Here is a 13,364-nt window from a genome sequence, read left to right on the forward strand (position 1 = left end):
CGTGCGTCTTCCGTATCGTCGATCTCGGGTGAAATGGATCTGCGCCACAACGGCTCCCTGGGCGCTGGCGACCGGCCTCCTGATCTCGTTCACGGCCTCGGCCAGCAACGACCTGCATTCCGGGGTGAGCTTCGCGCCGCGCAGCGCGACCGCCCGTCTCGTCGACACCGCGCTCGTCCCGCCCACAGGTGCCTCCATCATCGATGGAAAGCTTGGAATCGAGCGCGACATCCTCCGCTCCATGCCGCGCTACGATCTGCCCGATGAAGCGGCCGATTCCGCGCCCCTCAAGGCCGACCGGAAGGCCGATGTGAGCGCCGATGCCGTCATCGACCGCTCGCTGAAAGGCAACCCGCTGGTGGCGCCCCATGCCACCCTGTCCCGCCGCGCCAGGCAGTTGCGTCCGACCCTCGATCAGGCCGGCAGCGCGCGGCTGCTCTACAGCCGCGACGAGCGGCTCCTGCCGCCGACCGTCCTCATGGAGGGCCAGCTCGAAGCGACGGAGACGGAGCAGGTCTTCGAGCCCTGGCAGGCACCCGAATACACCACGACCCGCCAGGCCACCTCCGTGCAATCGCCGGCCGCCGCCGCAGCAGGCTCCACCGGAGCCTCCGCGAGCCCGACGACCCCCATGGTGAGGCGTGCCGTCACCCTGTCCTCGGCGACGCCGGCTCCGGTCGAGGCGACGCCCATCGAGATCGCGGCCGCTCCCGTGTCCCTGCAATCGCCGCGTCTCGACCGAGGCGACAGTGACATGTCGATCCTGCCCAAGAGCGACGACCCGGATCGTCCGCGCTATGCCGACCTGATCGATCCGGACAACTTAGGCAAGGAGCAGCGCTGTCTCGCCGAAGCCGTCTATTTCGAGGCCCGCAGCGAGACCGTGGAGGGGCAGGCGGCAGTCGCCCAGGTGGTGCTCAATCGCGTGAAGAGCGGGCTTTATCCCTCGTCGATCTGCGGCGTGGTCTACCAGAACCGTCACCGCCATCTCGCCTGCCAGTTCACCTTCGCCTGCGAAGGCAAGGCCCTGCGCATCCGCGATACCGAGTCCTGGGAGCGCGCCAAGAGCGTCGCGAGTGCCGTGATCGAGGGCAAGACCTACCTCGCCGATGTGGGTGGAGCGACGCATTATCACGCCGACTATGTCCGCCCCTACTGGGCGCGCCGCCTGAAGAAAATGGACGTGATCGGACGGCACATCTTCTACAAATTGAAGCCCGGCCAGACCTGAGAGTAAATCGTCGCACGTGCGCTTCGGCACTTTGAAAAATGCGATAATATAATAGAACTTTCAGGAGCGGCGTTGAAGGCGAGGAAATGGTGGCGAGCATCCGAAGTTCTGTTCCGGGCTCCGGCTATGGCAATGCCTACCTGGATTCCATCGTCTGGGGCGGCGCGGCCTGGAACGTCGCGAGGGGGCCGATCAAGGTCTGGTTCGGTCAAAGCGGAGATTTCGCGGCAGCCAGCACCCTTCATGACCCCAGTGATATCCTGACGAGCGGCGCGTCGGCTCAGACGTGGAGCGACGCCGAGAAGTCCGCCTTCGATTATGCGACCCAGGTTTACGAAAGCGTCTCCGGGCTGAAATTCGAACTCGCCAGTTCCGTCGCACAGGCCGATATCGTCTGGTGGAAGACTGCCTTGGGCGGCACTCTCGGCCTGCACGAACTGCCGGATAACAATCAGATCTGGGGGTATTTCGACCCTGCGGCACCCTCGTGGAGCAGCCTGTATTTCGGCGGCGACGGACTCAACACCGTGCTGCACGAACTGGGCCATGGCATGGGCCTGGCCCATCCGCACGATGGCGGGACACGCGAGGACGCAACGACCTTTCCTGGCGTCACGGATCCCTTTTCAACCGGGCCGAACGGTTTGAACCAGGGCATCTGGACGATCATGTCGTACAACCCAGGATGGGACCGTGCCGGCTATGACATGACCTACGGAAACCAGGCGGGGCTTGGGGCTTTCGATATCGCCGCGTTGCAGGCTCTCTATGGAAAGAACATGGAAACGGGCCGGGGGAGCGATGTCTACGTGTTGCCTACATGGAACTTGAATGTCGATGAGCGGGGATGGTTCTGCCTCTGGGATGCGGGCGGCCGGGATACGATCACCGCAGCGCAGGCATCCGCGGGCGTCGTCATCGATCTTCGCGCCGCGACCCTGCTGCAGGGCAACCCCCATGCGGGCGGCTTCGCTTCCTACGAGAAAAGGGTCGCCGGCGGCTATACGATCGCCAACGGCGTGACGATCGAGAACGCCACCGGCGGACGCTTTGCCGACAAGCTCCAGGGCAATTCCGCCGCCAACGTGTTGAGGGGTGACGGCGGCGCCGACACGCTGCTCGGGGACGACGGCAACGACATCCTTTTTGGCAGCGCAGGCAACGACAAGCTCTATGGCGGTGCGGGCCGGGACGTCTTCGTGTTCGACACCAAGCCGAGCAAGGCGAGCAATCTCGATCGGCTCTCCGACTTCGATCAGACCTACGATTCGATCCGCCTCGACAACAAGATCTTCACCGAATTGGGTTCGGGCAGTGCGTCCCGCCCGAAGACGTTCACGGCCGACATGTTCGTCAGGGCCTCGAAGGCGCAGGACCGGGAGGATCGGATCGTCTACGACAAGGCGACCGGTGCGCTCTCCTATGATGCGGATGGCACCGGTGCCGCCGCCCAAGTAAGGATTGCAACCCTCGGCAAGAACCTGAAGCTCGCTCACCAGGATTTCTTCGTGGTTTAAAAGGAAGGGCCAAGGTCGAGAAGCACGCGCCGTCCTTTCGCTGCCCCGGGATACATCACAAAGCGTCATACCAAAGGCGATAAACTTTCAATGTTGCTGATGCGCGAGTTCGGATAGTCTGCGCACCCTTGTATCCCCTTGAGGGCCGTGAGCATGTCCGCTTCCTCCGCTCGATCCCGTTTCTCACCCGAACTCATCATTGTGTGCGGCTGCCTGATCGCCCTGATCACCTTCGGCCCGCGGGCATCGTCCGGCCTGTTCCAACTGCCCATGATCACGGAATACGGCTGGGGGCGGGATACTTTCGGCTTCGCCATCGCGATCCAGAATTTGCTCTGGGGCGTGGGCCAGCCCTTTGCCGGAGCGGTGGCTGATCGGTTCGGGGCGTTCCGGGTTCTCTGCACGGGCGCGCTGCTCTATGCGCTCGGCCTCGTCGTCATGGCCTACGCGACGTCGCCGGGCGTTCTGCATATCGGCGCCGGCGTGCTCATCGGCTTCGGTCTCTCCGGCTGCTCGTTCAATCTGGTGCTCGGCGCCTTCGGCAAGCTGCTGCCGGAGAAGTGGCGGCCCATGGCCTTCGGCGCGGGCACGGCGGCAGGCTCTTTCGGCCAGTTCCTGTTCCCGCCCATCGGCAACGTGCTGATCGATTCCGTCGGCTGGCAACAGGCGCTGCTGGTCTTCGCCGCGAGCGTGCTGCTCGTCATGCCTCTCGCTCTCGCGCTCGCCACGCGGCCGACCGGAGACGCTGCCCAGGCGGGGGCGGCTGCGATCCCGCACCAGTCGATCCGCCAGGCGCTGACGGAGGCGTTCCAGCACCGCTCCTATGTGCTGCTCGTGCTCGGCTTCTTCACCTGCGGCTTCCAGCTCGCCTTCATCACCGTGCACCTGCCGGCCTACCTCAAGGATGCGGGTCTCTCGGCCGCCGTCGGCGGATGGACGCTCGCGGTGATCGGGCTTGCCAATGCGGTCGGTTCGCTCGGCTCGGGCTGGCTCTCCACCCGCATGTCGAAGCGCTGGCTGCTCGCCTGGATCTATCTCGGCCGGTCGGTGGCGATTGCCGCCTTCATCCTGGTCCCGGCCACGCCCGTGACCTCGATCCTGTTCGGCATCTCCATCGGTCTGCTCTGGCTCTCCACCGTGCCGCCCACATCCTCCCTCGTGATGCTGATGTTCGGCACCCGCTACATGGCCATGCTCTATGGCTTCGCGTTCTTCTCGCACCAGGTCGGCGGCTTCCTCGGCGTGTGGCTCGGCGGATTGCTCTACGAGATCAACGGGAATTACAGCGCGGTCTGGTGGCTCTCGGTTCTGCTGGGCCTCGCCTCCGCTCTGATCAACCTGCCGATCAAGGAGCAGCCCGTCGCGCGCGCGCCTGCCTTGCAGCCTGCGGAGTAACCTAGCGTCTGCTGCGAAGGACTAAAACCTTTTCGCTTGCCTGACCCTCCACCGCGCCACAAATGGGTGCGGGGAGGAATCGACATGAGCACGTTCAAGGCCGTCGTCATCGACAAAACGGAAGCAGGTCAGACTGTCGGAATCCGCGCGTTCGACGAGGCGGATCTCATGGACGGCGACGTGACTGTGCGCGTTTCGCATTCGACGCTGAACTACAAGGACGGTCTCGCGATCACCGGCAAGGCGCCGGTGGTGCGCCGTTTTCCCATGATCCCCGGAGTCGATCTGGTCGGCACTGTGGAAGCCTCCTCGAACCCTGAGTTCAAGCCCGGCGACGCGGTGGTGCTCAACGGCTGGGGCCTGGGCGAAACCCATCTCGGCGCCTACGCGGAAAAGGTACGGGTCAGGGGCGACTGGCTGATTCCGCTGCCGCAAGGCCTGTCGCCGCTTCAGGCCATGGCCATCGGCACGGCCGGCTACACGGCGATGCTCTGCATGATGGCGTTGGAGCGGCATGGGCTGCGTCCCGATCGCGGCCCCGCCATCGTCACGGGCGCCGTCGGCGGTGTCGGCTCGGTCGCCGTGGCGCTCCTCGCCAAGGCCGGATGGCATGTGATCGCCTCGACCGGGCGTCCTGGAGGAAGCCGATTACCTGAAGGGACTCGGAGCGGCCGAAATCCTCGACCGCAGCGAACTCTCCGGCCCATCGCGGCCGCTCGCCAAGGAGCGCTGGGCGGCGGGCGTCGACACGGTCGGTTCCACGACGCTTGCCAATGTCCTGGCCATGTCGAAATACGGCGGTGCGATCGCGGCTTGCGGACTGGCGGGCGGGATGGATCTTCCCACCACCGTCGCGCCGTTCATCCTGCGCAACGTGGCGCTGCTCGGGGTCGATTCGGTGATGGCTCCGAAGCCGCTGCGGATCGAGGCCTGGAATCGGATCGCCCGCGAACTCGATCACGACAAGCTCGCGGCCATGACCTCGACGATCCCGCTCGATCAGGTGCTCGAAGCCGGCAAGCAGATCGTCGAGGGCAAGATCAAGGGCCGCGTCGTGGTGGAAATCTCCTAGAGCATCGATCGCAAAAGTGCAGTCCACTTTTGGGTCCGATGCTCACCTTCTGAATCGGCGCATCGCCCGCGCGGAAAACTGGATTTGCTTTTCGCTGGCGCGGACCTCCGGTTCCGCACGATGCGCTAGACCGCCGGAGCCAGGACCGGAATTTTCTTCCCGGCTCCCTCGATCCATTTCTTCTGCTTGGCGATCTCGGCTGCCATGAAATCCATGAAGGCGCGCACGCGCGCCGATTGGCGCAGGTCCGGATGCGTCAGGAGCCAGAGGCCCGCCGAGAAATCCGGGTTGATGTCGGACAGTCGGACGAGATCGGGATTCGAATCCGCGATGAAACAGGGCAGGGGACCGATGCCGGTTCCGGCCTGAACGGCCTCGGAGAGGCCGAGCACTGTGTTGACCTTGTAGACGACATTCTCCGGCGTCACGTGCTCGCGCACGAATCGGGAGACCTTCATGGTCGCCAGATTGTCGCCGAGCGCGACCCAATGACGGTCGAACAGATCGGCGAGGCTGATATCGCCTGGGGCCCGAACAGCGGGAAAATCCGCCACCCGGCCGTAGATTGCCCAGGCAATCGTCGCAACGCGGCGTCCGACGAGCGTCTCGGGCGGATCGTCGGTCGCGCGGATCGCCACGTCCGCGTCGCGCTTTGACAGATTGAGCGCCTGATTGGCGAGCACCACGTCGAGCCGCATCTCGGGACAGGCCGTGATGAAGCGGGCAAAGATCGGAGTCAGAAGGTGGACGAGGAGCGTGTCATTGGTCGTGACGCGCAACTCCCCGGTGGGAGCCACGGCCTGGCCGGCGAGCTTGCGCGTGAAGGTGGTGACGTTCTCGTCCATCTGCTCGGCGAGCGCCGACATCTCTTCGCCGGCAGGCGTGAGGACATATCCGGTCCGGTGGCGCTCGAAGAGCTTGACTCCGAGATTGTCTTCCATCTGGCCGAGCCTGCGGAAAACCGTCGAATGATTGACGCCAAGCCGCTCGGCGGCACCGGCAAGGCCGTGGGCCTCGGCGATGATCTTCACCAGCCTGAAATCGTCCCAGTCGAGATTCTGCTGTTTGGTCATTGGTTTGCATTCGCGCAAGAGAGGCCCTGCAAATCTAACACTGGTTTTGCAGTAGGGAAAGATTATCCTCCACCACGTCCAACAACAGCAAGCGACGCTCTTCCAGCCCGAGGCAATGCGAGGCCGGAAGTCGGCCGCTCTGCGTCCCATTTTCAACTGATCGGAGTTCACATGACCAAGGTTCTGGTTCTGTATTATTCGTCCTGGGGGCACATCGAGCAGATGGCTTACGCCGCCGCCGAAGGTGCCCGCGAGACCGGCGCCGAGGTCGTGGTGAAGCGCGTGCCGGAGCTCGTCCCGGCTGAGGTGGCTCAGGCTGCCCATTACAAGACCGACCAGAAGGCTCCCATCGCCACCGTCGAGGAGCTGCCTGAATACGACGCCATCATCATCGGCACGCCGACCCGCTACGGCACCATGACGGCGCAGATGAAGAACTTCCTCGACCAGACCGGCGGTCTGTGGGCGCAGGGAAAGCTCATCGGCAAGGTCGGCTCGGTCTTCACCTCCACGGCCACCCAGCACGGCGGCCAGGAGGCCACCATCCTCACCACGCTGCCGGTGCTCCTGCATCACGGCATGGTGGTCGTCGGCCTGCCTTACTCTTTCCAGGGCCAGATGGGCGTCGACCAGATCCGTGGCGGCTCACCCTATGGCGCCTCGACCATCGCGGCCGGCGACGGCTCGCGCCAGCCGAGCGAGATCGATCTCGACGGCGCCCGCTTCCAGGGCAGGCATGTCGCCCAGATCGCTGCGAAACTCGCTGCGAAGTAAGAAACCCTCACGTCATGGCCGTCCCCGGACTCGATCCGGGGATCAGTCCCGGCCATCCCGATCCTGTGAGGCTCTGCGCTTCAATCCATTGGGATCACCGGCACAAGGCCGGTGATGACATGTTGCTGTTCGACGGAATCCTTCGAAGCGGATCACCGCTCCGCGGCGGCGCGCCTCAGGCGGTCGTTGATGGCCTCTCCCAGTCCGGTTTCCGGAATGGAGCTCACTGCAATGGTCGCAGCACCCGACGCGTCGAGCTGCCTGAGATAGGAAAACAGATGAGCGGCGGCCTCCACGAGGTCGCCGTTTTTGCTGAGGTTCAGTGTGGCGCGTGCCGTTTCCGCTCCCGAAAGAGGCTCGGCGCCGAAGAGCAGCGCAGCCTCGCCGGGCCGGATGTTCGTCGCGTTCAGGCGCACCTGCGCCCGCGGGGCATAGTGGGAGGCCAGCATGCCGGGCGCGAGCGGGTTGGTGCCGGCCTCCGAGCCCGTCTCGAGCTTTGCACCGATCAGCGCTTCGATGGCTTCACGCGCGACCCCGCCGGGCCGCAGCAGACGCGGCGTCCCGCCGAGGCATGAAACGATGGTCGATTCGACGCCGACCTGGGCGGCTCCGCCGTCGAGCACCGCATCGATGCGTCCGTCGAGATCCCCCAGAACATGGTCCGCATCAGTCGGGCTCACGCGCCCCGAGCGGTTGGCCGAGGGTGCGGCCACCGGGCGGCCGGTCTGTTCCAGAAGCGCATGGGCGAGGGGATGGGCCGGGACCCGCAGGCCGATGCTGTCAAGGCCGGCGCGGGCGAGATCGGAGATCATGCAGGTGGGGGCAACCGGCACCACGAGGGTCAGGGGACCGGGCCAGAAGGCCTCCGCCAAGCGCGCGGCCGTCTCATCGAACAGGCCCTGTTTTTTCGCCGACTCGAAGCTGTCCACATGGGCAATCAGGGGGTTGAAGCTCGGGCGCTCCTTGGCGGCATAGATCCGGGCGACGGCCTCCGCATCGGTCGCATCGGCGCCGAGGCCGTAGACCGTCTCGGTCGGAAAGGCCACGAGGCCGCCGCGCCGCAGGATGGCGGCCGCCTGGGCAAGACCCGCCGCATCGGCCGCCAGACGCTCCGTTTGGCGCATTGACCCGTGATCGTTCACGTCTAAACTATCCTCTAACCTTTGGGCATTCGCCCATCTGTATTTGCCCTTGCCGGGCGGGTTTAACGGCGCGAGAACACGCGTCAACATGAAAAGCCCCGTATTTGAGAGGAAACGCTGATGACCTACCGTGCGCCTGTCTCGGATATCGTATTTACCATGCGCCATGTGGCAGGCCTCGACCGTGCCATGGCCGATGGTGTCTATGGCGACCTCTCCGCCGATCTGAGCCAGACGATCCTAGAAGAGGCGGGCCGCTTCGCCAACGACATGATCGCTCCCCTCAACCGCGAGGGCGACAAGCACGGCGCGACCCTCAAGGACGGCGTGGTGACCACCGCGCCAGGCTGGAAGCAGGCCTACAAGGCCTGGACCGGGGCCGGATGGAACGCGTTGCCCGGCCCGGTGGATTATGGCGGGCAGGGCCTGCCGACCCTGCTCAATTCCGCCTGCGTCGAGATGTGGAACTCCGCCTCCATGGCCTTCGGCATCGGCCCAATCCTGACCATGGGGGCCATCGAGGCGCTCATCGCTCACGCGTCGGACGATCTGAAGAGCCGCTATCTCGAAAAGCTCGTCTCCGGCGAATGGACGGCGACCATGAATCTCACGGAGCCGCAGGCCGGCTCGGATCTCGCGGCGATCCGCTCCCGTGCCGAGCCCTCGGGTGACGGCACCTATCGCATCACGGGCCAGAAGATCTTCATCACCTACGGCGAGCACGATCTCACCGATAACATCGTCCACCTCGTGCTCGCACGGCTGCCCGATGCGCCGGCCGGCACGCGCGGCATCTCGCTGTTCCTAGTGCCGAAGTTCCTGCCCGACGGAAAGCGTAACGACGTGCGCTGCCATTCCATCGAGCACAAGCTCGGCATCCATGCCTCGCCCACCTGCACGATGATCTTCGGCGACAACGGCGGCGCCATCGGTTGGCTCGTCGGCGAGGAGAATCGCGGTCTCGCCTGCATGTTCACGATGATGAACAACGCCCGCCTCGCAGTGGGGCTCCAGGGCGTGGCGATCGCCGAGCGCGCCTATCAGCAGGCGCTGGCCTACGCGAATGAGCGCAGGCAGGGCCGCGCCATCGGGGCCGTGGAGGGCATGAGCCCGATTGCCGTGCATCCGGACGTGCAGCGCAACCTGCTTACCATGAAGGCGCTGACCGCTGCGGCGCGCGCGATCTGCTACATGACGGCGGAGGCCATCGACCGCGCTCATCTCGAAGAAGATCCCGCGCGCCGCAAGAAGGCCAACGAGCGTGCCTCGCTTTTGACTCCCGTCGCCAAAGCCTTCTCGACCGATATCGGCGTGGAGGTCGCCTCGCTCGGCGTGCAGGTCCATGGCGGCATGGGCTTCATCGAGGAGACGGGCGCCGCGCAGCACTTCCGCGATGCCCGCATCGCGCCGATCTACGAGGGCACCAACGGCATTCAGGCGATCGACCTCGTCATTCGCAAGCTGCCGCTCTCCGGCGGTGAAACCGTGCGGGCGCAGATCGCTTCCATGCGCGCTACGGTCGCGCGCCTGCTGAAGGAGAGCACACCCGCCTTCGGCGCCACCGCGCCGCGCCTGCGCGATGCCATCGAGAGCCTCGACCGGGCGACGGGCTTCCTGCTGCAAGCGGTCTCGTCCAATGCGCAAGGCGAGGCGCTGGCCGGTGCAACGCCATACTTGAGGCTCTTCGCGCTGGCGCAGGGCGGCGCGGCGCTCGCCGAAATGGCGCTCGCGGCGAACGCGCAGGCAGCCGCCGGCGATGCGGATCCGGCCCATGCCGGCCGCATCGCGCTCTGCCGCTTCTTTGCCGAGAACATCGCCGTAGGGGCGAAAGGCCTGGAGGATACGGTCATGAGCGGTGCAGGTTTCCTGCAGGATGCAACCCTGGCGCTGGCGAGCTGATCCCATGAGTCTCAAAGATAAAACCCTCTTCATCACCGGCGCCTCGCGCGGCATCGGTCTTGCCATCGGCCTTCGCGCCGCCAGGGACGGCGCGAACGTGGTCATCGCGGCCAAGACGGCCGAGCCCCATCCGAAGCTGCCCGGCACGATCTACACGGCGGCGGAAGAGATCGAGGCGGCGGGCGGCAAGGCGCTGCCGCTCGTGGTCGACGTGCGCGACGAGGACGCGGTGAAGGGCGCGATCGAAAAAACGGTCGCGACCTTCGGCGGCCTCGACGTCGTGGTCAACAACGCGAGCGCCATCAATCTCACGCCGACGCCGCAGACCGACATGAAACGCTTCGATCTGATGCACCAGATCAACACGCGCGGCACCTACATGGTCTCGAAATACGCCATTCCGCATCTGGAAAAAGCCGAGAATCCGCACATCCTCATGCTCTCGCCGCCCCTCGACATGAGCGAGAAGTGGTTTGCGCCGCATCTGGCCTATTCGCTGGCCAAATACGGCATGAGCCTCTGCGTCCTGGGACTGGCGGGCGAGTTGAGAGCCAAGGGCATCGCCGTCAACGCGCTCTGGCCGCGCACGACCATTGCCACCAGCGCGGTCAGGAACCTGCTCGGCGGCGATGCGCTCGTGCAGGCAAGCCGGACCCCGGAGATCCTGGCCGATGCGGCCTATGCCATCTTCCAGAAATCCTCGAAGAGCTTCTCGGGCCACTTCCTCATCGACGATGTCTTCTTGCATGGCGAGGGCGTGACCGATTTCGAAAAATACCGGGTCGACCCGAGCCAGCCCCTCGCGCCCGATTTCTTCGTGCCGGACGACACGCCGCCCCTGTCATCCCTGCGTTAAGTGGAACGTCTTCACTTCGGCCGGGAATGATACTCTCCCACGTCATGGCCGGCCTTGTGCCGGCTATCCCGCTTCTGTGAAGCGCCGCGCCCAACGGATCGAGATCACCGGCACGAGGCCGGTGATGACGTGGCAGATGTTGTCCAGCCATAGGTTGGTCAGGGGATCATGACGTTGTGCTCGGTCGTGGATTCTCTTTCCTTCCGCTGCGCTGCGGCTGGGAATGACATGGAGGTTCCGTGGGATTACAAGATCTGCATCGACCTGAAATGATGTGACTTCCAAGGGGCGAGAACGCAGATGATTTTGATCCACAGGCCGGCGCAGGTGAAAGGCCCGATAGGTGAATCCCTCGACCGCCAAGTTCTCCCGCCGGGTGAGCCGATCCCCCATGATGCCCTGTGGATCGACCTGATCGATCCGACCAAGGAGGAGGACAGGCTCGTCGAGGCTCATCTCAATATCGAGATCCCGACCAAGGAAGAGATGGCGGATATCGAGCCGTCGGAGATCCTCTACAACGAGAACAACGCGCGCTACATGACGGCGCGCGTTCTGTGCAGTTCCGACACGGACAATCCGAAACTCATCGACGTCTCGTTCATTCTCACCGAGCGGGCCCTCGTGACCGTTCGCTACGGCGAGCCGCGCTCGTTCAGCATGTTCATGGCGCGCGCCGTGAAGCCGGGCGGATGCCGGCATCGGCCCGAGGCCGTGCTCGACGGCCTCATCGAGACCATCATCGATCGCGCGGCCGAGATTCTCGGAACCGTCGGCTCGCGCATTGACCGCCTGTCGCAGGCGATCTTCGAGAACGAGAAGCAGGGCACGCGCCGGGCGGCCTCCTACCGGGTTGCCCTGAGATCCATCGGCCGCAAGGGCGACATCATCTCCAACGTGCGCGAGAGCATGGTATCGGTGGAACGCATGCTGCTCTTCCTGTCCGCCAGCATGCCGCGACCGCAGAAGACGGCGGGCTACCAGTCCGAATGGCGCACGGCGCTTCGCGACGTGCAATCCATCGAGGAGCATGCGACGTTTCTCTCCAGCAAGGTTCAGTTCCTGCTGGATGCAACGCTCGGCTTCGTCACCATGGAGCAGAACGACATCATCAAGATCTTCTCGGTCATGTCGGTGATCTTCCTGCCGCCGACCCTGGTCTCGTCGCTCTACGGCATGAACTTCAAGATCATGCCGGAACTCGACTGGGAATTCGGCTATCCCTGGGCGATCGCCCTCATGGTGCTCGCCGCCGTACTGCCCTATCTCTTCTTCCGCTGGAAGCGGTGGCTGTAGCATCTTGCGTTCGTTCCATCCGAGCCCTCATCCTGAGGAGCGTAGCGTCTCGAAGGATCACGGCGTCTCCCGTGCGCTCTGGACGCTCCTTCGAGACGCCGCTTCCCGGCTCCTCAGGATGAGGGAGAGAGAATGCTAAACACCTGGAGGCACTCATGTGCGGGCGCTATGCGATCACACTCCCTCCCGACACCTATCGGGACTTCTTCGGCTATTCCGAACAGCCGAACTTTCCTCCGCGCTACAACGTGGCTCCCACGCAGCCCGTCCCGATCGTGCTGGAGGACCGGGGCGAGCGGCATTTCATGCTGGTGCGTTGGGGTTTCCTGCCGTCATGGGTGAAGGACCCGAAGGATTTCCCCCTCGTCATCAACGCACGCGGCGAGACGCTGCAAACCAAGCCGACCTTCAAGGCGGCGTTGAAGCGCCGGCGCTGCATCTTTCTCACCGACGGGTTTTATGAATGGCGGCGCGAGGGACGGGAGAAGACGCCGTTTCTGATCCGCCCGCGAAGCCGCAAGCCCATGCCGCTGGCAGGCCTGTGGGAGACCTACAGCAGCCCGGATGGGGCTGAGATCGACACCGCCGCCATCGTGACCACCGATGCCAACGGCACCCTCTCCGCCGTGCACGACCGCATGCCTGTGATTCTCTCTGAAGACGACATCGCTGCATGGCTCGATGTGCGCGACGAGCGTGCCGACGTGATGCGCCTGGTACGCCCCTGTCCCGACGACTGGCTCGACATGGTGCCCGTCTCGAGCCGCGTGAACAAGGTCGAGAACGACGATCCGGACCTGATGGAACCTCTCGCCCATCCCGAGCCTGCACCGGTCAAGGAAAGCAAGCGTAAGGCGAAGAAGCCGCTGTCCAGCGACGAGGACGAGCAGGGGAGCTTGTTTTAGGCGCGACCTTTTCCTCCCCGCAGGTGCGCGCAGGACGGGGTGGTGCGACCAGGTAAGCGGCAAAACCAGTTGTGTCATCACCGGCCTTGTGCCGGTGATCCAGATCATCTGAGACTCTGCGCCCTTCGGTTCGGGATGGCCGGGACAAGCCCGGCCATGACAATGGTGGGCTGTTGCGCTTCCTGGATTAGGCGCACGGTTCTG

The 13,364-nt window shown here is 64.6% G+C and carries 10 protein-coding genes and 1 pseudogene; 9 read left to right on the top strand and 2 right to left on the bottom strand.

Annotated elements, in window-relative coordinates:
- Position 1: 1 nt before the first annotated feature.
- From ACD578_RS01910 to ACD578_RS01925, 4 genes and pseudogenes are all read left to right on the top strand, one after another.
- A complete protein-coding gene (locus ACD578_RS01910) occupies positions 2–1,231 on the top strand; it encodes a cell wall hydrolase (protein WP_404290368.1) in 1,230 nt (409 codons plus the stop codon).
- Positions 1,232–1,317: 86 nt separating this feature from the next.
- Positions 1,318–2,748 carry a M10 family metallopeptidase C-terminal domain-containing protein gene (locus tag ACD578_RS01915; RefSeq protein ID WP_404290370.1) on the top strand — a complete coding sequence of 477 codons (1,431 nt, stop codon included), beginning with the start codon at positions 1,318–1,320 and terminating at the stop codon, positions 2,746–2,748.
- Between the two features lie 153 nt (positions 2,749–2,901).
- On the top strand, positions 2,902–4,143 hold the full coding sequence (locus tag ACD578_RS01920) for an MFS transporter (protein WP_404290372.1): 1,242 nt from the start codon (positions 2,902–2,904) through the stop codon (positions 4,141–4,143).
- An 84-nt stretch (positions 4,144–4,227) separates the two neighbouring features.
- Positions 4,228–5,215, top strand: a pseudogene (locus ACD578_RS01925) (MDR family oxidoreductase).
- A 125-nt stretch (positions 5,216–5,340) separates the two neighbouring features.
- Here ACD578_RS01925 and ACD578_RS01930 read toward each other — a convergent pair.
- Entirely contained in the window at positions 5,341–6,288 is a 948-nt protein-coding gene (locus tag ACD578_RS01930) for a LysR family transcriptional regulator (protein ID WP_404290374.1), read from the bottom strand.
- 171 nt (positions 6,289–6,459) lie between these two features.
- On the opposite strand from ACD578_RS01930, the gene wrbA reads away from it, so the two are divergent.
- Complete coding sequence (wrbA, locus tag ACD578_RS01935; protein ID WP_404290376.1) at positions 6,460–7,062, top strand: NAD(P)H:quinone oxidoreductase; 603 nt, start codon at positions 6,460–6,462, stop codon at positions 7,060–7,062.
- 152 nt (positions 7,063–7,214) lie between these two features.
- Here the strand turns inward: wrbA and ACD578_RS01940 are convergent, their stop codons facing one another.
- A complete protein-coding gene (locus tag ACD578_RS01940) occupies positions 7,215–8,186 on the bottom strand; it encodes an L-threonylcarbamoyladenylate synthase (protein WP_404293655.1) in 972 nt (323 codons plus the stop codon).
- A 138-nt stretch (positions 8,187–8,324) separates the two neighbouring features.
- On the opposite strand from ACD578_RS01940, the gene ACD578_RS01945 reads away from it, so the two are divergent.
- The 4 genes from ACD578_RS01945 (at position 8,325) to ACD578_RS01960 (ending at position 13,160) form a co-directional block, all read left to right on the top strand.
- Complete coding sequence (locus ACD578_RS01945) at positions 8,325–10,103, top strand: acyl-CoA dehydrogenase (protein ID WP_404290378.1); 1,779 nt, start codon at positions 8,325–8,327, stop codon at positions 10,101–10,103.
- A gap of 4 nt (positions 10,104–10,107) precedes the next feature.
- Positions 10,108–10,959 carry an SDR family oxidoreductase gene (locus ACD578_RS01950; RefSeq protein ID WP_404290380.1) on the top strand — a complete coding sequence of 284 codons (852 nt, stop codon included), beginning with the start codon at positions 10,108–10,110 and terminating at the stop codon, positions 10,957–10,959.
- A 300-nt stretch (positions 10,960–11,259) separates the two neighbouring features.
- Positions 11,260–12,255, top strand: coding sequence for a magnesium transporter CorA family protein (locus tag ACD578_RS01955; protein ID WP_404290382.1), 996 nt, complete (start codon positions 11,260–11,262; stop codon positions 12,253–12,255).
- 155 nt (positions 12,256–12,410) lie between these two features.
- Positions 12,411–13,160: an SOS response-associated peptidase gene (locus ACD578_RS01960; protein WP_404290384.1), complete on the top strand. Its 750-nt coding sequence runs from the start codon at positions 12,411–12,413 to the stop codon at positions 13,158–13,160.
- The last annotated feature ends 204 nt before the right edge of the window (positions 13,161–13,364 follow it).

This window comes from Microvirga sp. RSM25 (assembly GCF_044784385.1).
Taxonomy (GTDB): Bacteria; Pseudomonadota; Alphaproteobacteria; order Rhizobiales; family Beijerinckiaceae; genus Microvirga; species Microvirga tunisiensis.

Excerpts from the sequence above, each read along its gene's own strand:
- ACD578_RS01915 (WP_404290370.1), top strand. The coding sequence starts at position 1,318 with ATGGTGGCGAGCATCCGAAGTTCTGTTCCGGGCTCCGGCTATGGCAAT.
- ACD578_RS01920 (WP_404290372.1), top strand. The coding sequence starts at position 2,902 with ATGTCCGCTTCCTCCGCTCGATCCCGTTTCTCACCCGAACTCATCATT.
- ACD578_RS01930 (WP_404290374.1), bottom strand. The coding sequence starts at position 6,288 with ATGACCAAACAGCAGAATCTCGACTGGGACGATTTCAGGCTGGTGAAG.
- wrbA (WP_404290376.1), top strand. The coding sequence starts at position 6,460 with ATGACCAAGGTTCTGGTTCTGTATTATTCGTCCTGGGGGCACATCGAG.
- ACD578_RS01940 (WP_404293655.1), bottom strand. The coding sequence starts at position 8,186 with ATGCGCCAAACGGAGCGTCTGGCGGCCGATGCGGCGGGTCTTGCCCAG.
- ACD578_RS01945 (WP_404290378.1), top strand. The coding sequence starts at position 8,325 with ATGACCTACCGTGCGCCTGTCTCGGATATCGTATTTACCATGCGCCAT.
- ACD578_RS01950 (WP_404290380.1), top strand. The coding sequence starts at position 10,108 with ATGAGTCTCAAAGATAAAACCCTCTTCATCACCGGCGCCTCGCGCGGC.
- ACD578_RS01955 (WP_404290382.1), top strand. The coding sequence starts at position 11,260 with ATGATTTTGATCCACAGGCCGGCGCAGGTGAAAGGCCCGATAGGTGAA.
- ACD578_RS01960 (WP_404290384.1), top strand. The coding sequence starts at position 12,411 with ATGTGCGGGCGCTATGCGATCACACTCCCTCCCGACACCTATCGGGAC.